Source organism: Streptomyces sp. NPDC093568, from assembly GCF_044764945.1.
Classification (GTDB): domain Bacteria; phylum Actinomycetota; class Actinomycetes; order Streptomycetales; family Streptomycetaceae; genus Streptomyces.
The window spans coordinates 1,383,516-1,403,299 of the sequence record NZ_JBIWJD010000001.1; the positions used below are offsets into that span (position 1 = coordinate 1,383,516).

General features: G+C 70.4%; 10 protein-coding genes and 2 pseudogenes. 5 read left to right on the forward strand and 7 right to left on the reverse strand.

Features of this window, described 5'->3' with window-relative positions:
• Positions 1 to 33: 33 nt before the first annotated feature.
• The gene (locus ACIRD7_RS05865) at positions 34 to 2,253 is read right to left on the reverse strand and encodes an NADP-dependent isocitrate dehydrogenase (protein ID WP_403450210.1); all 2,220 of its coding nucleotides are present in this window, start codon (positions 2,251 to 2,253) and stop codon (positions 34 to 36) included.
• A gap of 235 nt (positions 2,254 to 2,488) precedes the next feature.
• Between ACIRD7_RS05865 and ACIRD7_RS05870 the strand changes: the two genes are divergently transcribed.
• Positions 2,489 to 4,057, forward strand: a complete 1,569-nt coding sequence (locus tag ACIRD7_RS05870; RefSeq protein WP_403450212.1) for a M1 family metallopeptidase — start codon at positions 2,489 to 2,491, stop codon at positions 4,055 to 4,057.
• 15 nt (positions 4,058 to 4,072) lie between these two features.
• Here the strand turns inward: ACIRD7_RS05870 and ACIRD7_RS05875 are convergent, their stop codons facing one another.
• The 3 genes from ACIRD7_RS05875 to ACIRD7_RS05885 form a co-directional block, all read right to left on the reverse strand.
• Complete coding sequence (locus ACIRD7_RS05875) at positions 4,073 to 5,167, reverse strand: mechanosensitive ion channel family protein (protein WP_403450214.1); 1,095 nt, start codon at positions 5,165 to 5,167, stop codon at positions 4,073 to 4,075.
• Positions 5,168 to 5,503: 336 nt separating this feature from the next.
• The gene (locus tag ACIRD7_RS05880) at positions 5,504 to 6,268 is read right to left on the reverse strand and encodes a crotonase/enoyl-CoA hydratase family protein (protein WP_403450215.1); all 765 of its coding nucleotides are present in this window, start codon (positions 6,266 to 6,268) and stop codon (positions 5,504 to 5,506) included.
• 75 nt (positions 6,269 to 6,343) lie between these two features.
• The gene (locus ACIRD7_RS05885) at positions 6,344 to 7,309 is read right to left on the reverse strand and encodes a YbhN family protein (protein ID WP_403450217.1); all 966 of its coding nucleotides are present in this window, start codon (positions 7,307 to 7,309) and stop codon (positions 6,344 to 6,346) included.
• Between the two features lie 150 nt (positions 7,310 to 7,459).
• Here ACIRD7_RS05885 and ACIRD7_RS05890 point away from each other — a divergent pair, with 150 nt between their 5' ends.
• Complete coding sequence (locus ACIRD7_RS05890) at positions 7,460 to 9,397, forward strand: ABC transporter ATP-binding protein (protein ID WP_403451692.1); 1,938 nt, start codon at positions 7,460 to 7,462, stop codon at positions 9,395 to 9,397.
• A gap of 93 nt (positions 9,398 to 9,490) precedes the next feature.
• Positions 9,491 to 13,405 (forward strand): glycoside hydrolase family 2 TIM barrel-domain containing protein, encoded by a 3,915-nt coding sequence (locus ACIRD7_RS05895; RefSeq protein ID WP_403450219.1) that lies wholly within the window; start codon positions 9,491 to 9,493, stop codon positions 13,403 to 13,405.
• A gap of 152 nt (positions 13,406 to 13,557) precedes the next feature.
• On the opposite strand, the pseudogene ACIRD7_RS05900 reads toward ACIRD7_RS05895, so the two are convergent.
• From ACIRD7_RS05900 to ACIRD7_RS05910, 3 genes and pseudogenes are all read right to left on the reverse strand, one after another.
• A pseudogene (locus tag ACIRD7_RS05900) lies at positions 13,558 to 14,167 on the reverse strand (3-hydroxyacyl-CoA dehydrogenase family protein).
• A gap of 29 nt (positions 14,168 to 14,196) precedes the next feature.
• The gene (gene icmF / locus ACIRD7_RS05905) at positions 14,197 to 17,427 is read right to left on the reverse strand and encodes a fused isobutyryl-CoA mutase/GTPase IcmF (protein WP_403450221.1); all 3,231 of its coding nucleotides are present in this window, start codon (positions 17,425 to 17,427) and stop codon (positions 14,197 to 14,199) included.
• An 82-nt stretch (positions 17,428 to 17,509) separates the two neighbouring features.
• A complete protein-coding gene (locus ACIRD7_RS05910) occupies positions 17,510 to 17,977 on the reverse strand; it encodes a flavin reductase family protein (RefSeq protein WP_403450223.1) in 468 nt (155 codons plus the stop codon).
• Positions 17,978 to 17,981: 4 nt separating this feature from the next.
• On the opposite strand from ACIRD7_RS05910, the pseudogene ACIRD7_RS05915 reads away from it, so the two are divergent.
• Together ACIRD7_RS05915 and panD are read left to right on the forward strand one after the other, a co-directional pair.
• Positions 17,982 to 19,073 (forward strand): annotated as a pseudogene (locus ACIRD7_RS05915) (acyl-CoA dehydrogenase family protein); the annotation flags it as partial.
• A gap of 247 nt (positions 19,074 to 19,320) precedes the next feature.
• The gene (gene panD / locus ACIRD7_RS05920; protein ID WP_403450226.1) at positions 19,321 to 19,743 is read left to right on the forward strand and encodes an aspartate 1-decarboxylase; all 423 of its coding nucleotides are present in this window, start codon (positions 19,321 to 19,323) and stop codon (positions 19,741 to 19,743) included.
• The last annotated feature ends 41 nt before the right edge of the window (positions 19,744 to 19,784 follow it).

Genomic DNA, 19,784 nt, shown 5'->3' on the forward strand with positions numbered 1-19,784 from the left:
CCGACCGGGGCGGAGTCGCCGGGCTGGGGCGCGTCAGCTCAGGGACGCGAGCGCCTCGTTCCAGGTGGCCGACGGGCGCATGACCGCGGCGGCCTTGGCCGGGTCGGGCTGGTAGTAGCCGCCGATCTCGGCCGGCTTGCCCTGGACGGCGTTCAGCTCCTCGACGATCTTCTGCTCGTTCGCCGTGAGCGTCTCGGCGAGCGGGGCGAAGGCCTTCGCCAGCTCCGCGTCGTCGGTCTGCTTGGCCAGCTCCTGCGCCCAGTACAGGGACAGGTAGAAGTGGCTGCCGCGGTTGTCGATGCCGCCGACGCGACGGGTCGGGGACTTGTCCTCGTTGAGGAAGGTCGCCGTGGCGCGGTCGAGGGTGTCTGCGAGGACCTTGGCGCGGGTGTTGCCGGTGGCCGTCGCGTACTGCTCCAGGGACGGCACCAGCGCGAAGAACTCACCGAGGGAGTCCCAGCGCAGGTAGTTCTCCTTGACGAGCTGCTGGACGTGCTTCGGCGCGGAACCGCCGGCGCCCGTCTCGAACAGGCCACCGCCCGCCATCAGCGGGACGACCGACAGCATCTTGGCGCTGGTGCCCAGCTCCAGGATCGGGAAGAGGTCGGTGAGGTAGTCGCGCAGGACGTTGCCCGTGACCGAGATGGTGTTCTCGCCGCGGCGGATGCGCTCCACCGACAGCTTGGTGGCGTCGACCGGGGCGAGGATACGGATGTCCAGACCCTCGGTGTCGTGCTCCGGCAGGTAGGCGTTGACCTTGGCGATCAGGTTGGCGTCGTGGGCGCGGGTCTCGTCCAGCCAGAAGACGGCCGGGTCGCCGGTGGCGCGGGCGCGGGTGACGGCCAGCTTCACCCAGTCCTTGATCGGCGCGTCCTTGGTCTGGCAGGCGCGGAAGATGTCGCCCTCGGCGACCGGCTGCTCGATGAGCACGTTGCCGGCCTGGTCGACCAGGCGGACCGTGCCGGCGGCCTTGATCTCGAAGGTCTTGTCGTGGGAGCCGTACTCCTCGGCCTTCTGCGCCATCAGGCCGACGTTCGGGACCGAGCCCATGGTCGACGGGTCGTAGGCGCCGTTGGCCCGGCAGTCGTCGACGACGACCTGGTAGACACCGGCGTACGACGAGTCCGGCAGCACGGCGAGGGTGTCGGCCTCCTGGCCGTCCGGGCCCCACATGTGGCCGGAGGTGCGGATCATGGCCGGCATCGAGGCGTCGACGATCACGTCGGACGGCACGTGCAGGTTGGTGATGCCCTTGTCGGAGTCGACCATCGCCAGGGCCGGGCCCTCGGCGAGCTCCGCGTCGAACGACGCCTTGATCTCGGCGCCCTCGGGCAGGGCCTCCAGGCCCTTGTAGATGCCACCGAGACCGTCGTTCGGGGACAGGCCGGCGGCGGCGAGCGCGGCGCCGTACCGCTCGAAGGTCTTCGGGAAGAACGCGCGCACCACGTGACCGAAGATGATCGGGTCGGAGACCTTCATCATCGTCGCCTTGAGGTGTACCGAGAACAGCACGCCCTGGGCCTTGGCCTCGGCGATCTGTGCGGTGAGGAACTCGCGCAGCTGGGCCACGTGCATCACGGACGCGTCCACGACCTCACCGGCGAGGACCGGTACCGACTCGCGCAGCACCGTGGCCGTGCCGTCCGCGGCGACGTGCTCGATCTTCAGCGCGCCGGCCTCGGAGATCACGACGGACTTCTCGGTGGAGCGGAAGTCGTTCTGCCCCATGGTCGCCACGTTGGTCTTGGACTCGGGGGACCAGGCGCCCATGCGGTGCGGGTGGGTCTTGGCGTAGTTCTTGACCGAGGCCGGGGCGCGGCGGTCGGAGTTGCCCTCACGCAGGACCGGGTTCACGGCGGAGCCCTTGACCTTGTCGTAGCGGGCCTGGATCTCCCGCTCCTCGTCGGTCTTCGGGTCGTCCGGGTAGTTCGGCAGCGCGTAGCCCTGGCCCTGGAGCTCGGCCACAGCGGCCTTGAGCTGCGGGATCGACGCCGAGATGTTCGGCAGCTTGATGATGTTGGCCGCCGGCGTCTTGGCCAGCTCGCCCAGCTCGTGCAGGGCGTCCGGGATGCGCTGGTCCTCGGTCAGGTACTCCGGGAACACCGCGATGATGCGGCCGGCCAGCGAGATGTCCCGCGTCTCCACGGCGACACCCGCCTGCGAGGCGTACGCCTGGACCACCGGCAGGAAGGAATACGTCGCCAGGGCCGGGGCCTCGTCAGTGTGCGTATAGATGATGGTCGAGTCAGTCACCGGGTGCTCCGCTCCACGTCTGCAACATTGCTCGACATCAAGATATCTCGTGAGCGACCCGTCCTCGACAGGGGTCCGCACACCGGTGCGGTATGTCTGCCGAGATCGTGAATCCGCGCAAACGGATGCAAGGCCTCCGTGCAACCGGATCAGCTGATCGAACAGTCATGTAGGGAGATCAACACCGATCCGGAGGCCGGTCCTGACCACCCGGCCGCCCCAGCGAAAGCGGACCATGAGATATCGCAGCAGAGTGACGGCCCCCGCGGCCGCCCTGATCGGCACGGCGGCGGCGCTGGCCGTCGCCCCCTCCGCCCACGCGGCACCGACGCGCACGGGGACGTCGGCCACCAAGAAGCCCGGCACCCCGGGCCCCGAGACCCTCGGCGACACCGTCTACCCGGCCCTCGGCAACGACGGCTACCGCGTCTCGGCCTACCACCTCGACTTCTCCTACGACCCCACGACGCGGCTGGTGGACGCCACCGCGACCCTGAAGATCCGCACCACCCAGGCCCTGTCCCGCTTCTCCCTCGACTCCCTCGGCCTCGACATCCGCTCCGTCCGGGTGGGCGGCCGCAGCGCGACGTTCGAGCAGGTCGACGAGAAGCTGCGCGTCACGCCCGCCCGGACACTGCCGAACAAGTCCTGGGTGACCGTGTGCGTCGAGTACTCCGCGGACCCCCGCCGTATCCCGCAGCCGCTCACCGGCTGGGTCGACACGCTGGACGGCTTCGCGGTCTGCGGCCAGCCGAACCTGGCCCACACCGTCTTCCCGTGCAACGACCACCCCTCCGACAAGGCCGACTTCACGTTCCGCATAACCGTCCCCGGCGGCCTGCGCGGCGTGGCCACCGGCCTGCTCGTGCGCACCGAGAGCCTCTCCGGCGGCCGTACCGCCTACACGTACCGCTCCCGCGAGCCCATGGCCACCGAGCTGGTGCAGATCACGGTCGGCGACTACGTGATCAAGGACCGGCAGGGCCCGCACGGCCTCCCGCTGCGCGACGTCGTCCCGGTCGCGCGCGCCGAGGCCCTGGAGCCGGCGCTCGCGCTGACGCCGAACCTGGTCGAGTGGCTGGAGGCGCGGCTCGGGGCCTACCCCTTCGAGACGTACGGCCTGCTGCCCTGCAACTCCGACGCCCCGAACGCCTTCGACTTCACCGGCCTGGAAACCCAGACCCTGACCATCTACAAGCCGAACTACCTGCTCCAGCCGGAGCCGAAGATCGGCTCGCACATGATGCACGAGCTGGTCCACTCCTACTTCGGCAACAGCGTCAGCCCCGCCTCCTGGGCCGACCTCTGGATCAACGAGGGTCACGCCGACTTCTACGGGCTGCTCTACCGCTACGAGCGCGGCTGGCCGGACTCCCTGGGCCTGACCACCCTGGAAGCCCGGATGAAGCACACCTACGCGCAGGGCGACCAGTGGCGGCGCGACTCCGGGCCGGTCGCCGCGCCCAACGCGGCCAACCTGTTCGACAGCCAGCGCTACCTGGGCGGCGTGCTGGTCCTGTACGCGCTGCGCAACCTCGTCGGCGAGAGCGCCTTCAACGCGCTGGAGCGCGCCTTCCTCGACCGGTACCGCAACTCCTCGGCGTCGACGGCCGACTACATCGCCGTCGCCTCGGAGGTCTCCGGCCAGGATCTGTCCGGATTCCTCCAGGACTGGCTGTACGGCACGAAGACCCCGCGGATGCCGGGGCACCCGGACTGGACGGTCACGCCGGTGAACCCGGCGCTCTCCGCTCCGCACAGCCGTAAGCGCAGCCGCTCCCACGACAACTCGGCCACCCTGTAGGGACGTCCGGGCAGGTCAGTCGAGGCGGACGGGAGCCACCTCGTCCGCCTCACCGGGGACGCGCTGCAACGGTATCGACACCGTCCCCTGCTGGATCGCCACCGTCCGGGTGGGCGCGGGGATGCTGATGCCCTCCGTGCGGTAGCGCCGGTGCAGGCGCTTGATGAACTCATGCTTGATCCGGTACTGGTCGCTGAACTCGCCCACGCCCAGGATGACGGTGAAGCCGATCCGGGAGTCGCCGAAGGTGTGGAACCGGATGATCGGCTCGTGGTCCGGCAGGGCGCCCTCGACCTCGGTCATCACCTGGGCGATGACCTCGTTGGTCACCCGCTCGACGTGGTCGAGGTCGCTGTCGTAGGCGACACCGACCTGGAGGAGGATCGTCAACTCCTGCTCGGGACGCATGAAGTTGGTCATGTTCGTCTTCGCGAGCTCCCCGTTGGGGATGACGATCAGGTTGTTGGAGAGCGCCCGCACGGTCGTCTGGCGCCAGTTGATGTCCTCGACGTAGCCCTCCTCGCCGCTGCTCAGCCGGATGTAGTCACCTGGCTGGACGGTCTTGGAGGCGAGGATGTGGATGCCCGCGAAGAGGTTGGCGAGCGTGTCCTGAAGCGCGAGCGCGACCGCGAGTCCGCCGACGCCCAGGGCGGTGAGCAGAGGCGCTATGGAGATGCCCAGCGTCTGGAGCACCACCAGGAAACCGATGGCCAGGACCAGTATCCGGGTGATGTTCACGAAGATCGTGGCCGAACCGGCGACGCCGGGTCGGGACTGGGTGACCGACCGCATCACCCCGGCGATACCGCGGGCCGCCGCCAGCGTCACGACGAAGATGAGCAGCACGGTCAGGGTCTGGTTGACGTTGTGCTGGACCGTCCTCGTCAGCGGCAGCGCCGCGCCCGCGGAGGCCGCGCCGCCGAGGAAGGCCGCCCACGGCACCACGGTGCGCAGCACGTCCACGATCAGGTCGTCGCCGCTCCAGCGGGTGCGGTCGGCGTGCTTGCCGAGCCAGCGCAGCAGCGTCCGCAGCAGGAACGCCGCGAGCAGCCCCGCGGCCAGCGCGATCCCGGCGATGACCAGGTCGTCCACGGTGAGCGCTCGGTTCACCGGTCACCTCCGGGGTGAAGAGCGGCGGCGAATCCCTTCGCCGACGGCCGGATGTGAAGTCTCGTCACGTTGTCACCTGCTCGATCTCCGCGATGTGCCGTCGCGCCGGTCACCCCATCCCCCGAGACCGGCGCGAGGGCTCATCCTGCCGTATCGGGTACACGTGTTCGTGCCGGGATCGACTGCCGGACGGCCTCATCGGTTACTTTCGGGCATTCTCTCCCGGACGCCCGCCGCCTCCGAGGGGCGAACGGCCCTGTCGTGGGGCTCGCTTGGTGCGCGAGCGCCGCACGAGGGGCGCTCGCGGACACGCGCGCCCCCGGTGGCAGGACCTCGTCACACGTCCGTGAACGAGCCGTGCCGTCCCGCGCCCGAGGCGAAGCGCGCCGCGCCCTCCAGGCTCTGCGCCAACACGCCCATGCCGTGACGCAGTTCACCCCGCATCGCGGCGTCCTCGTCCAGCCCGTCCTGTTCGAGAACGGACGTACGGTCGGCCCGCAGGCAGGCCTGCGGGAACCCGGCGATCACCGCGGCCAGCTCCTCGGCCTCGGCGCGCGCCCGTCCGTGGGGCACGACACGGTTGGCCAACCCCATGTCGTGCGCCTCGCGGGCCGGCACCGGGCGGCCGGTCAGGATCATGTCCAGCGCGCGGCTCGTGCCGATCAGCCGGGGCAGCCGTACCGTGCCCCCGTCGATCAGCGGCACGCCCCAGCGGCGGCAGAACACGCCGAAGACGGCGTCCTCCTCGGCCACCCGCAGATCGCACCACAGCGCCAGCTCCAGGCCCCCGGCCACGGCATGACCGGCCACGGCGGCGATCACCGGCTTGGACAGCCGCAGCCGCGTCGGCCCCATCGGCCCGTCGCCCTCCTCGGCGACCCGGTTGCCCCGCTCGGTGCCGAGCGCCTTCAGGTCGGCACCCGCGCAGAACGTGCCGCCCTCACCCCACAGCACCGCCACCCGTGCGTCGTCGTCCGCCTCGAACTCCCGGAAGGCCGCCACGAGCTCGGCCGCCGTCGGACCGTCGACCGCGTTGCGGACCTCCGGCCGGGAGAGAACGACCGTCGTGACGTGTCCCTGGCGTTCGACGCGGACCGGCATGGCGAGGGTCCCTTCCGTGGGTCGGACCCCGTACGTTACTGAGTGGTCACATGTCCTTCCACCGGAACCGGCCGGTCAGATGACCTTGAGGCGCACCAGCGCGCCCAGCGTCAACGCCCCCGGCAGCAGCGGCATCCACACCGTGATGATCCGGTACGCCAGCACCACCGCCGTGGCCACCGCCACGGAACCGCCCGCCGCGACCAGCGCCACCACCAGCGCCGCCTCCACCGAACCGAGCCCGCCGGGCGTCGGTATCACGGCGACGGCACAGGTCGCCGCCAGATACGCGAGCGCCATGTGGGCCGGCGGAACGTCCAGCCCCAGGGCGAGCCCGACCAGCACAAGACCGGCCGCCTGAAGCGCGGGAAAGGCCAGCGAGCCGCCCCACAGCGCCAGCGCCCGGGAGGGGCGCGTGTGCACCGAGCGCGCCTCACCGAGCGCCGTGCGCAGGAAGGACATCACGGCGGTACGCAGCCGTCGTACGAGGGCGAAGACGGCCACGACCACGACGACCGCGGCGCCGATGATCAGCAGCAGCGGACCCCCTGCCCCCTCCGGCAGCAGCGGGCCGAGTCGCAGGGCGTGCGGGAAGGCGATGAGCAGCGCGGCCAGCAGCCCGACGCGGGCCACGCTCTCCGCGAGCAGATACAGCGCCAGCGCGGCGGAGGAGCGGGCGAGCGGCAGCCCGCAGACCGTCATGAAACGGAGGTTGACCGCGCTGGCGCCGAGTCCCGTGGGCAGCAGGTGGTTGGCCGAGCCCGCCGCGAACTGCGTCACGAGCAGCCGCAGCCTGGGCAGCCGGTCGACCACGGCCCCCTGCCGGGTCACCGCCGCCGCCACCCAGGTGAGGCACGTGGCACCGGCGGCGGCGAGCAGCCAGGGCCACTTGGCCGTCGCCATGTGGCCGATGCCCTCGGCGAGCACGGTCCGGTGCCGCACCGCGACCAGGACGACGAGGGCGAGCGGAAGCAGGACCAGGATCTGGCGGATCGGTAGGCGCCGGAGCAGGCGCCCCGCGTGGAGTTGTACGGCGGTCACACTCGGAGAGGTTTTCCGTGTCGCGACAACGGCGGGTTGCGGAAGCGGAGACGGCGTCTTACGGACCGGCTGCGGACGGACACCGATCTTCGCGAAGCCGACGATATTGACCTCAATGTTGGTTGAGGTTCTACGTTGCCTCCCATGAGCATGGAGACCACAGCCTGGACCCAGCTGCACAGCGTGATGAACGCCGAACGCGAGCGCCGCCCGTTCGCCCGCGTCACGCTGCGCCGCATCGCCGCGTTCGCCCGCCCGCACCAACGCAGGATCGCGCTCTTCGTCGTGCTCGGGGTGCTGACCGCCCTGCTCGCCGTCGCGACACCCGTACTCGCCGGACGCGTCGTCGACGCGATCGTGACGGACGGCGACGAGGGGACCGTCGTCCGCCTGGCCCTGCTGATCGCCCTCATCGCGGTGGCCGAGGCCGCGCTCGGGATCCTCGCGCGGCGGCTTTCGGCGAGGCTCGGCGAGGGCCTCATCCTCGATCTGCGCACGGCTGTGTTCGATCATGTGCAGCGCATGCCGGTCGCGTTCTTCACACACACCCGTACGGGAGCGCTCGTCTCCCGTCTCAACAACGACGTGATCGGCGCCCAGCGCGCCTTCAGCAACACGCTGTCCGGTGTGGTCAGCAACCTCGTCACCCTGCTGCTCACGCTCGCCGTCATGCTCACCCTGTCCTGGCAGATCACCCTCCTCGCCCTCGTCCTGCTCCCGGTGTTCGTGATCCCGGCCCGGCGCATGGGCCACCGCATGGCCCGGATGCAACGCGAGGCGGCCACCCTCAACGCCGCCATGGGCACCCGCATGACCGAACGCTTCTCGGCCCCCGGCGCCACGCTGATCAAGCTGTTCGGCCGCCCGGAGCAGGAGTCGCGCGAGTTCGCGGCGCGGGCCCGCCGGGTCGCGGAGATCGGCGTGCGGACGGCCACCGCCCAGTCGGTGTTCATCACCGCCCTCACCCTGGTGTCCGCCCTCGCCCTCGCGCTGGTCTACGGACTCGGCGGCTTCTTCGCCCTGCGCGGCACCCTGGAGCCGGGCGCCGTCGTCTCCCTCGCGCTGCTCCTGACCCGTATGTACGCGCCGCTCACCGCGCTGGCCGGCGCCCGCGTCGAGGTCATGAGCGCCCTGGTCAGCTTCGAGCGCGTCTTCGAGGTGCTCGACCTCACCCCGCTCATCGAGGAGAAGCCGGACGCGCGGCAGGTCCCCGACGGCCCGGTGCCGGTGGAGTTCGAGAACGTCCGCTTCGGCTACCCGTCCGCCGACAAGGTCTCCCTCGCCTCCCTGGAGGAGGTCGCGTCCCTCGACACCCGCGGCGGCGCCGAGGTGCTGCACGGCATCTCCTTCCGCGCCGAACCCGGGCAGACCGTCGCCCTGGTCGGCTCGTCCGGCGCCGGCAAGTCCACCGTCGCGCAACTGCTCCCGCGGCTGTACGACGTCGACGAGGGCGCCGTACGCGTGGGCGGTGTCGATGTCCGCGACCTGAGCGCCGCGTCCCTGCGCGCCACCCTGGGCATGGTCACCCAGGACGGCCACCTCTTCCACGACACCGTCCGCGAGAACCTGCTGCTCGCCCGGCCCGCGGCCGACGACGACGAACTCTGGGACGCGCTGCGCCGCTCCCGCCTCGACGCACTCGTCCGGTCCCTGCCCGACGGCCTCGACACGGTCGTGGGCGAGCGCGGCTACCGGCTCTCCGGCGGCGAACGCCAGCGGATGACCATCGCCCGGCTGCTGCTGGCCCGCCAGCGCGTCGTCATCCTCGACGAGGCCACCGCCCACCTCGACAACACCTCCGAAGCCGCGGTCCAAGAGGCGCTCACCGAGGCGCTGGAGGGCAGGACCGCGGTCGTGATCGCCCACCGGCTGTCGACCGTGCGGACGGCCGACCTGATCCTGGTGGTCGAGGACGGCCGGATCGTCGAACGCGGCACGCACGAGAAGCTGCTGGCGGCCGGGGGCCGCTACGCCGAGCTGCACCGGATCCAGTTCAAGCAACTGGATCCGGCCAAGGTCGACGACCGTACCCACCATGAACGCACAAACAACGACAGCATCATTGCTTCCCCGGTGTTCACAACCTAGTGTGCGTTGGGTTTCCGAACAGCACCGCACATGATCTGACGCTCCCTCAAGCCACGCAGCGCCGCACTGTCGTCCCGAGGAAGGCCACCGTCGATGCCGCTCTCTCCCGCGTCCCCCACCGGCCCGTCGCGCATGCCGGGCACGCCGGTCAGCCGCCGCCGTCTGCTGGAGGGGGGAGCCGCCCTGCTCGGCGTGCTCGCCGTCTCGGGGTCGTCCGCCACGGTGCACGCGGCCGACGCGCAGGACGGCACCCCGGAGTGGAACGGCCACATCGACGTCTTCCGGATCGGCACCCAGCCGCCGCACACCACGCTCATGCCGTACGCGGACGTCAGCCAGGCGCTCGCCGCCGACCGCACCCGCTCGCCGTACCGCCTGAGCCTCGACGGAAAGTGGAAGTTCGCCTACGCCGACCGGCCCGACGACCGCGACGCCGACTTCCACCGCACCGACGTCGACGACAGCGACTGGGACACCGTCCCCGTCCCCTCCGTCTGGCAGATGCACGGCTACGACCGCCCGATCTTCGTCAACATCACCTACCCCTGGTGGGGGCCGAACGGCCTCGGCGAGGAGGCACGGCCCCCGGCCGCGCCCACCCGCTTCAACCCCGTGGGCCAGTACCGGCGCACCTTCACCGTGCCGCGGGCCTGGGCGGGCCGGCGGACCTTCCTGCACTTCGAGGGCGTCAAGTCCGCGCACTACGTATGGATCAACGGGGAGTTGGTGGGATACGCCGAGGACTCGTTCACGCCCGCCGAGTACGACATCACCCCCCACCTCAAGCCCGGCACCAACCAGATCGCCGTGGAGGTGTACCGCTTCTCCGACGGGGACTGGCTGGAGGACCAGGACATGATCCGGCTGAGCGGCATCTTCCGCTCGGTCTACCTCTACTCCACGCCCGCCGTCCATCTGCGCGACTTCAAGCTGGACACCCCGCTCAGCGACGACTGCACGGCGGCCGAGCTGGCCGTCACGGCGAGCGTGCGCGCGTACGACGGTCCGGGCGAGGACGGCTACTCGGTCGAGACACAGCTGTACGACGCCCGCGGCCACGCCGTCTGGCCCAGACCGCTGCGGCAGTCCGTCGACCTCGCCGCCACGCCGGCCGGTGAGGACGTGACCGTCCGGGCGAGCAGGGCAGTGCCCTCGCCACGGCTCTGGTCCGCGGAGCACCCGAACCTCTACACCGCCGTGCTGCGGCTGCGCGACCCGGCCGGAAAGGTGATCGAGACCCTCTCGCACCGCGTCGGCCTGCGCGAGTTCGCGCTCAAGGACGGCCTGATGCGGATCAACGGCAAGCCCGTCTCCTTCCGCGGCACCAACCGGCACGAGATGCACCCCGACAGCGGCATGGCGCTCACCCGTGCGCACATGGTCAAGGACATCGAGATCATCAAGCGGATGAACATGAACTCCGTCCGCACCTCGCACTACCCCAACAACCCGCTGTGGTACGAACTCGCGGACGAGTACGGCATCTACCTCGTCGACGAGACCAACCTGGAGACCCACGGCATCCGCGGCGAGTACCCGGGCAACCACGCCGACTGGACCAAGGCGTGCGTGGCCCGCGCCCAGAGCATGGTCCACCGCGACAAGAACCACGCCTCGGTCGTCATCTGGTCGCTGGGCAACGAGGCGGGCGGCGGCAGCACCTTCGTCGCCATGCACGACTGGATCAAGTCCTACGACCCGACCCGCGTCATCCAGTACGAAGGCGACGACCGGCCGGCCATCAGCGACATCCGCTCGGAGATGTACGACAGCCCCTCCCGCGTCGAGCAGCGGGCGAAGGACACCGCCGACACCCGGCCGTACGTCATGATCGAGTACGCGCACGCGATGGGGAACTCGAACGGCAACTTCAAGGAGTACTGGGACATCGTCCGCCGCTACGACGTCCTCCAGGGCGGCTGGATCTGGGACTTCGTCGACCAGTCGCTGAGCTGGCCGGTGCCGGCCCGCACCTTCCTCACCGAAGCCGGGCCGGGCCGCCTGCGGGGCGAGGTCCTCACCGCGAGCGGCACCTTCGACCGTGACAAGGGCGTCTCCGGCGCCACGGTCTTCCCGCGCGACGAGCGCCTCGACCTCACCGGCTCGTTCACCCTGGAGGCCTGGGTCACCCCCCACTACACCGGCTACCACCAGCCGATCATCGCCAAGGGCGACACCTCGTACGCCCTGAAGCAGTCGGACGACAGGCTGGAGTTCTTCCTCTACGGCGGCGGCCAGTGGATCACCGTCAACTGGGCGCTCCCGGCCGACTGGACCGGCCGCGAGCACCACATCGCCGGAGTCTTCGACGCCGACACGGGCACGCTGACCCTCCACGTCGACGGCGAGGTGAAGTCCACCCGGACCACCACGCGCAGGCCCGCCACCAACACCGCGCCCCTCGCCCTCGCCACCGATGTCGACAACCCCACCCGGGAGTTCAGCGGCACGATCCGCCGGGCCCGGGTGTACGCCCGCGCGCTCAGCGCCGCCGAACTCGGCTCCGCCGGCCGCCGCCCCGCTGACGAGGGCGTCCGTTTCTGGTTCGACGCGGCCACCGTCGAGGTCGCCAAGGAGCAGCCCCGCCAGAAGACCTTCTTCCCCTACGGCGGCGACTGGGGCGACAACCCCAACGACGGCACCTCCAACGCCGACGGCATCGTCACCGCCGACCGCCGCCACACCGGCAAGGCGGCCGAGATCAAGCGGATCTACCAGGCGGTCAACGCCGCATCGGCGTCAGGCGGAGCCCTGACCCCCGACGCGTCGATCACCCTCAGCAACGAGTACCTGTTCACCAACCTCCGTGAGTTCGACGGCTGCTGGGCACTGCTGGCGGACGGCGAGACCGTGCGGCGCGGAAAGCTGAGCCGCGCCCAGCTGGACGTGCCGCCCCTCGGCAGCAAGGACATCACGGTCCCGGTGCCGCTGCCGGACGACCCGGCCCCCGGCACCGAGTACCTCCTCGAACTGTCCTTCACCACCAAGGAGTCCACCCCGTGGGCGAAGGCAGGCTTCGAGGTGGCGAAGCAGCAGCTTCCCCTCGAGGCCGACGTACCGGCCGTGACACCGATCCCACTGGCGAGCGTGCCGCCGCTGACGTACCAGGACGACGCGAAGGCCGTGACGGTCAAGGGCAGGAGCTTCTCCGTCACCGTCGACAGGCCCAGTGGCGTCCTCACGTCGTACGTGGCGCACGGTGCGCCGCTCGTCAACTCCGGCCCGGTGCCGAACTTCTGGCGCGCTCCGACCGAGAACGACCGCGGCAACGGCCAGCACACCCGCAACCAGACCTGGCGCGACGCGGGCACGCACCGCAAGGTGGCGGACGTGAAGGTGCGGCCCCTCGGCGACAAGGCCGTGGAGATCAAGGTCGCCGGCACCCTGCCGACGACGACCGAGTCGACGTACACCACCACCTACACCGTGTTCGGCAACGGCGAGATCAAGGTCGACTTCACCTTGCACCCGGGCGCCGCGTCCCTGCCGTACATCCCTGAGGTCGGCACGCTGCTGAGCCTGCCCGGCCGGCTCGACCGGCTGCGCTACTACGGCCGCGGGCCCGAGGAGAACTACGTCGACCGCAACGACGGCACCGACGTGGGCGTGTACTCCGGCACCGTCTCCGGTCAGTGGACCCCGTACATCCGCCCGCAGGAGAACGGCAACAAGACCGACGTCCGCTGGATCGCCCTGACCGACGCCCACGGCACCGGCCTCCTCGTCACCGGCGAGCCCCTGCTGGAGGTCAACGCCTCGCACTTCACCCCGGAGGACCTGTCGTCCGGCGTCCGCCACGACTACCAGCTCACGCCGCGCGACGAGGTCGTCCTGCGGGTGAACCACCGCCAGATGGGCCTGGGCGGCGACAACAGCTGGGGCGCCCACACCCACGACCAGTACAAACTGTTCGCCGACCGCGACTACTCCTACACCTACCGGCTGCGACCGCTGAGGAACGCCGCCGAGGCGACGCAGGCGTGGCGCAGGCCGACCGCGGTGGAGTGACCGGGGCTCCGGGCGGGCGCTGTGGGGGAGTTCGCAACACCGCCGAAGGCAGCCCGCCGACGCCCCATTTGGATCCCTCTGCGCCCACGGCGTCGGCGGGAGTACGCATTGAATGCGGCGACCCCGCAGCGTCGAACGACGGACTGCCTTGTTCAGGCGTCGTACGTGTGGTAATCGCGGCCGCTCTTGCGGCCTAGGTGGCCTGCGGCGACCATGCGGCGCAGGAGGGCGGGGGGCGCGTACAGCGGCTCCTTGAACTCCTCGTACATCGACTCCGCCACGGCCTGAGCGGTATCGAGGCCGATGAGGTCGAGCAGGCGCAAGGGCCCCATGGGGTGGGCGCATCCGAGTTCCATGCCCCGATCGATGTCCTCCGGCTGCGCGGAGCCCGACTCCACCATCCGTACCGCGCTGAGAAGGTAGGGCACCAGGAGGGCGTTGACGACGAAGCCGGAGCGGTCAGGGGGCCTTGATGTCGCGGTTCTCGGCGACTGCCTCGATGACGAACTGACGGTCGGCCATGTCGCTGAGGTCATGGGTGAAGGAAAGCCTGACGAGGGCCTGCTCTCGCTGCTCCTCGCTGAGCTTGCCGCGCCGTACGCCTCGGTCCAGGGAGGCGGTGAGTCGGCGGCGGCCTGCCTAGAGCGCGTCCGGCGTGGCCTCGGCCACCCGGACGTCGATGCCGCGGCGGGCGGCTACTTCGGCGATGCCGGAGCCCATGAGCCCACAGCCGACGACGCCGAGACGGGTGACGGAGTCCATGTGAAGTCCTGTCCGGTCAGTGGTCGTGGTCAGACATTGCGGCGGTACTGGCCGCCGACCTCGAAGAAGGCATCGGTGATCTGCTGAAGTGAGCAGACGCGGGCGGCGTCCATGAGGACGGCGAAGACGTTGCCCTCGCTGACCGCCGCCTCCTTGAGGGCGGCCAGGGCGGCGTGGGCGCGCTCCTGGTGGCGGGCCTGGAAGTCCCGGACCCGCTCCAGCTGGGACTGCTTCTCGTCCTCGGTGGCGCGGGCGAGTTCGAGGACCGGGGGTTCGGCGGTGTCGGCGTGCGGGTCGCGGAAGGTGTTGACCCCGATGAGGGGCAGGGTGCCGTCGTGCTTGCGCTGCTCGTAGAGCATTGACTCGTCCTGGATGCGGCCGCGCTGGTAGCCGGTCTCCATGGCACCGAGCACGCCACCGCGTTCGCTGATCCGCTCGAACTCGGTGAGGACGGCCTCCTCCACCAGGTCGGTGAGCTCGTCGATGACGAACGAGCCCTGGAGGGGGTTCTCGTTCATCGCCAGGCCCCACTCACGGTTGATGATCAGCTGGATGGCCAGGGCCCGCCGCACGGACTCCTCGGTGGGGGTGGTCACGGCCTCGTCGTAGGCGTTGGTGTGCAGGCTGTTGCAGTTGTCGTAGATCGCGATGAGCGCCTGCAGCGTGGTGCGGATGTCGTTGAAGTCCATCTCCTGGGCGTGCAGGGACCGGCCCGAGGTCTGGACGTGGTACTTCAGCTTCTGGGAGCGGTCGTTCGCGCCGTACTTCTCCTTCATCGCCACCGCCCAGATCCGGCGGGCGACCCGGCCGAGCACCGAGTACTCGGGGTCCATGCCGTTGGAGAAGAAGAACGACAGGTTGGGGGCGAAGTCGTCGATGTGCATGCCCCGGGCGAGGTAGGCCTCGACATAGGTGAAGCCGTTGGCGAGGGTGAAGGCGAGCTGGCTGATGGGGTTCGCGCCGGCCTCGGCGATGTGGTAGCCGGATATGGACACCGAGTAGAAGTTGCGGACCTGGTGGGCGATGAACCACTCCTGGATGTCCGCCATCATCCGCAGGCTGAACTCGGTGGAGAACAGACAGGTGTTCTGACCCTGGTCCTCCTTGAGGATGTCGGCCTGAACTGTGCCGCGCACCTGCGCCAGCGCGTGGGCGCGCAGCTCCGCCGCCTCCTCGGGCGAGGGTTCGCGGCCCTCTGCGACGCGGAACTTCTCGGTCTGCTGGTCGATCGCGGTGTGGAGGAAGAACGCCAGGATGGTCGGCGCGGGTCCGTTGATGGTCATGGAGACCGAGGTCGTCGGCGCGACGAGGTCGAAGCCGTCGTAGAGCGCCTTCATGTCCTCCAAGGTGGCCACCGAGACGCCGGAGGTGCCCACCTTGCCGTAGATGTCGGGGCGTTCGTCGGGGTCACGGCCGTACAGAGTGACGGAGTCGAAGGCGGTGGACAGCCGGGTGGCGGGCTGGCCCTCGGAGAGCAGTTTGAAGCGCCGGTTGGTGCGGAACGGACCGCCCTCGCCGGCGAACATCCGCGCCGGGTCCTCGCCGTCGCGCTTGAAGGGGAACACCCCGGCGGTGAAGGGGAAGTGGCCGGGCAGGTTTTCCCCGCGCCAGAACCTCACCAGTTCGCCGTGGTCGGTGAAGCGGGGCAGGGCGACCCGGGGGATCCTGTTACCGGACAGGGATTCGCGGGTCAGCTTGGTGCGGATCTCCCGGTCTCGGATCTTCACGACCTGCTCGTCGCCGGAGTAGGAGGCGATGACAGCGGGCCAGTTGTCGATCTGCTCCCTGACGTCTAGCGGGAGCCGCTTGCGGGCGTCCTCGAGCAGCGCCTGAACGTTCCCGGCGTCGGAGCCCGCCTCGACGAGCTCGCCCTTGACCGCCTCCAGGCGCTGCACCCGCCGGGCCGCCTCGGCGAGCCGCCCGGTCTCCGCGTGGTACGTACGGACGGTGTCGGTGATCTCGGCGAGGTAGCGCACCCGGTCCGCGGGAACCACCTGGCGGATGCCTGAGGAGTGGCGCACGTCGACCGGTACCAGCGCGCCCTCGGACAGCGGCAGCCCCTTCTCGGCCAGGACGGTTCGCAGGTGCTGATAGAGCGCGGTGACACCGTCGTCGTTGAAGGTCGCCGCCGAGGTGCCGTACACCGGCATGTCCTCGGGCCGCATGCCGAACGCCTCGCGGTTGCGGACCAGTTGGCGGCCGACGTCGCGCAGCGCGTCCTTGGCGCCGCGCCGCTCGAACTTGTTGATCGCCACGACGTCGGCGAAGTCGAGCATGTCGATCTTCTCCAGCTGCGAGGCGGCGCCGAACTCCGGCGTCATCACATACAGCGAGGTGTCGACGAACGGCACGATCGCCGCGTCGCCCTGGCCGATGCCCGGCGTCTCGACGATCACCAGGTCGAACCCGGCGGCCTTCACGACGTCGATCACGTCGGACAGGTGCTCTGGCAGCTCGCGGCTGCCGCGGGTGGCCAGACTCCGGAAGAACACCCGGTCCCCGTCCAGGGAGTTCATCCGGATCCGGTCACCGAGCAGGGCGCCGCCGCCACGGCGGCGCGTCGGGTCGACGGCGATCACCGCGATCCGCAGCTTGTCCTGCTGGTCGACACGGAACCGGCGCACGAGTTCGTCGGTCAGCGAGGACTTGCCCGAGCCGCCGGTGCCGGTGATGCCGAGCACCGGTACGACCCGGGCGGCCGAGGCGGCGCGCAGGCGCTCCAGGAAGCCCGTCGGCAGCTTGCCGAGTTCGGCGCCGGTGATGGCGCGGGCGATCGCGAACCGGTCACCGGCGAGCACGGCGGCCGCATCGGTCGGCCCGCCGTCCCAGAGGTCGAAGTCGCAGTCCCGCACCACCGAGTTGACCATCCCGGCGAGGCCCATCCGCTGCCCGTCCTCCGGGGAGAAGATGGTCACCCCGCTCCCGCGCAGCCTGGCGATCTCGTCGGGCACGATGACGCCGCCTCCGCCGCCCACCACACGGATGTGCTCCGCTCCCCGTGAGCGCAGTGACTCGACCAGGTACTCGAAGTACTCGACGTGCCCGCCCTGGTAGGAGGAGACCGCCACGCCGTGCGCGTCCTCCTCCAGCGCCGCGTCGACGACCTCCCGCACCGACCGGTTGTGTCCGAGGTGGATCACCTCGGCGCCCTGGGACTGGAAGATGCGCCGCATGATGTTGATCGAGGCGTCGTGCCCGTCGAACAGAGCTGAAGCGGTGACCAGGCGGACGGGGTGCACGGGTCGATGCAGATCGCTCATGAGGGCCTTCCCGGGCAGGGCGGGGTGGTGCCGGACGAAGAGATACTAGGACGTCCTAGTAAATTACTGGAAGTGATCGCCGTCACAGGTCGAGGACCAGGCGGGGTCCGCACGAGCGGGAGACGCAGATGAGCATGGTGTCGCCGACGGCCCGCTCGTCCTCGGTCAGCAGCGAATCGCGGTGGTCGGGCCTGCCGTCGAGTACGTCGGTCTCGCAGGTACCGCACGTGCCTTCCCGGCAGGAGAAGTCGACCGTGACGCCGGCCGTCTCCACGGTTTCGAGCACCGAACGGTCCGGGGGCACGGTGAGGGTGAGCCCGGAACGGGCGAGCTCCAGCTCGAAGGTCCCGGTCGGGCCGGGTTCGGCCGTCCGCGTCGGGGCGAACCGCTCGACGCCCAGGGTGCCGGGCGGCCACCCCGCGCACTGCTCCTGCACCGCCCGCAGCAGGGGTTCGGGACCGCAGGCGTGCACCAGGGTGTTCTCCTCGGGCTCGCCGAGGTGGGCGGCGAGGTCCAGCAGGCCGTACTCGTCCTGCGGGCGGACGAGCACACGGTCACTGCGGGAAACCCTGCAGAAGGCCGCCCGTGACGCGGGTGTGTTCGCGCCGCACGTACCGACGCGATGGGGCGGACACGGGCTCGACCTGCGAGGGCAGGCGGTGGTGTTCGAGGCGGCGGGCTACTCGCTGCTCGGACCGCTGGCGCTGAACTGCGCGGCCCCGGACGAGGGCAACATGCACCTGCTGGAGAAGGTGGCCACCGAAGAGCAGAAGCAGAGGTATCTGCGTCCGCTCGCCGCGGGCGGGACGCGGTCCTGCTTCGCCATGACCGAACCGGCTCCGGGCGCGGGTGCCGATCCCCGCTCCCTGCGGACCACCGCGACCCGGGTGCCCGGCGGCTGGCGCATCGACGGGCGCAAGTGGTTCATCACCGGAGCCCAGGGAGCCGACTTCGCCATCGTCATGGCCCGGACCTCAGGCGGCCCCGGCGACCCGGGCGGCGCCACCATGTTCCTGGTCGACGCCGGAACCCCCGGCATGAGCATCGTCCGGACCATCGAGCCCCTGGACGAGTCGCTCTTCGCCGGGCACAGCGAGATCGTCTTCGAGGAGTGCGTGGTGGGGGAGGGGCAGGTGCTCGGTGCGGTGGACCGCGGCTTCGAAGGCGCTCAGGTCCGGCTCGGTCCCGCCCGGATGACCCACTGCATGCGCTGGCTGGGAGCCGCCCGCCGCGCTCAGGACGTCGCGCTGGAGCGGGCCGGCAGCCGGATGGCGTTCGGCTCGGCGCTGGGAGACCTCGGCATGGTCCAGCAGATGCTGGCCGACTCCGAGATCGACATCGAGGCGAGCCGCGCATTGATCCTGCGTACCGCCTGGGAGCTGGACACCGGCTCCGCCGCCGCCTCGCAGCTCACCTCGGTGTCCAAGACCTTCGTGGCGGAGGCGGTGAACCGGGTGGTCGACCGGGCGGTGCAGATCTGCGGAGTGCTCGGCATCTCGGCCGCCGACGCCCCGCTGGCCCGCCTCTTCAGGGAGGTGCGGCCGTTCCGCATCTACGACGGCCCGTCGGAGACGCACCGTTTCGCCATAGCGCGCCGCGCGGTGCGGCCCTATCGACAGCCGCGCCCGGGCGCCGCCGATGGCTGATCGTTCCGGGCCCCTCCCGCCCGCGACCCGCGGCAGCGGCTGAGCCGCCCTGTGGGTGGCCCCGATGCGGTGGGCCGCAGCCGGCGCGGCCCGCCTGACGACGTGTCACGAAAATCGGCCATGGGTCGGTGTGAGCCCTGGAACACCTGGGGACAGCTGACCACGCAAGCGAATCGCTGTAGTCTCCGAAGACAGCCCTTGACCTGCAATAAGCGGGCAGGGAGCCAGACAGATCGGGAGTTTCTCCGTGCTTCGTTCAATGTTCAAGTCCAAGATCCACCGCGCCACCGTCACCCAGGCCGACCTGCACTACGTGGGATCGGTGACCATCGACGCGGACCTGCTCGACGCCGCCGACCTGCTGCCCGGCGAGCTCGTGCACATCGTCGACATCACCAACGGCGCCCGCCTGGAGACCTACGTCATCGAGGGCGAGCGTGGCTCGGGGGTCGTCGGGATCAACGGTGCCGCCGCCCATCTCGTCCACCCCGGCGACCTCGTGATCATCATCAGCTACGCTCAGATGACCGACGCCGAGGCGCGGGAGTTCGAGCCGCGGGTCGTGCACGTGGACGGTGCCAACCGCATCGTCGCGCTCGGCGCCGACCCGTCCGAGCCGGTGCCGGGCTCCGACCAGGAGCGCAGCCCGCAGGCGGTGCCGGTGGCCTGACAGCCGTACTCGGCCCCAGACGGAAGACGGACCAGGGAGCG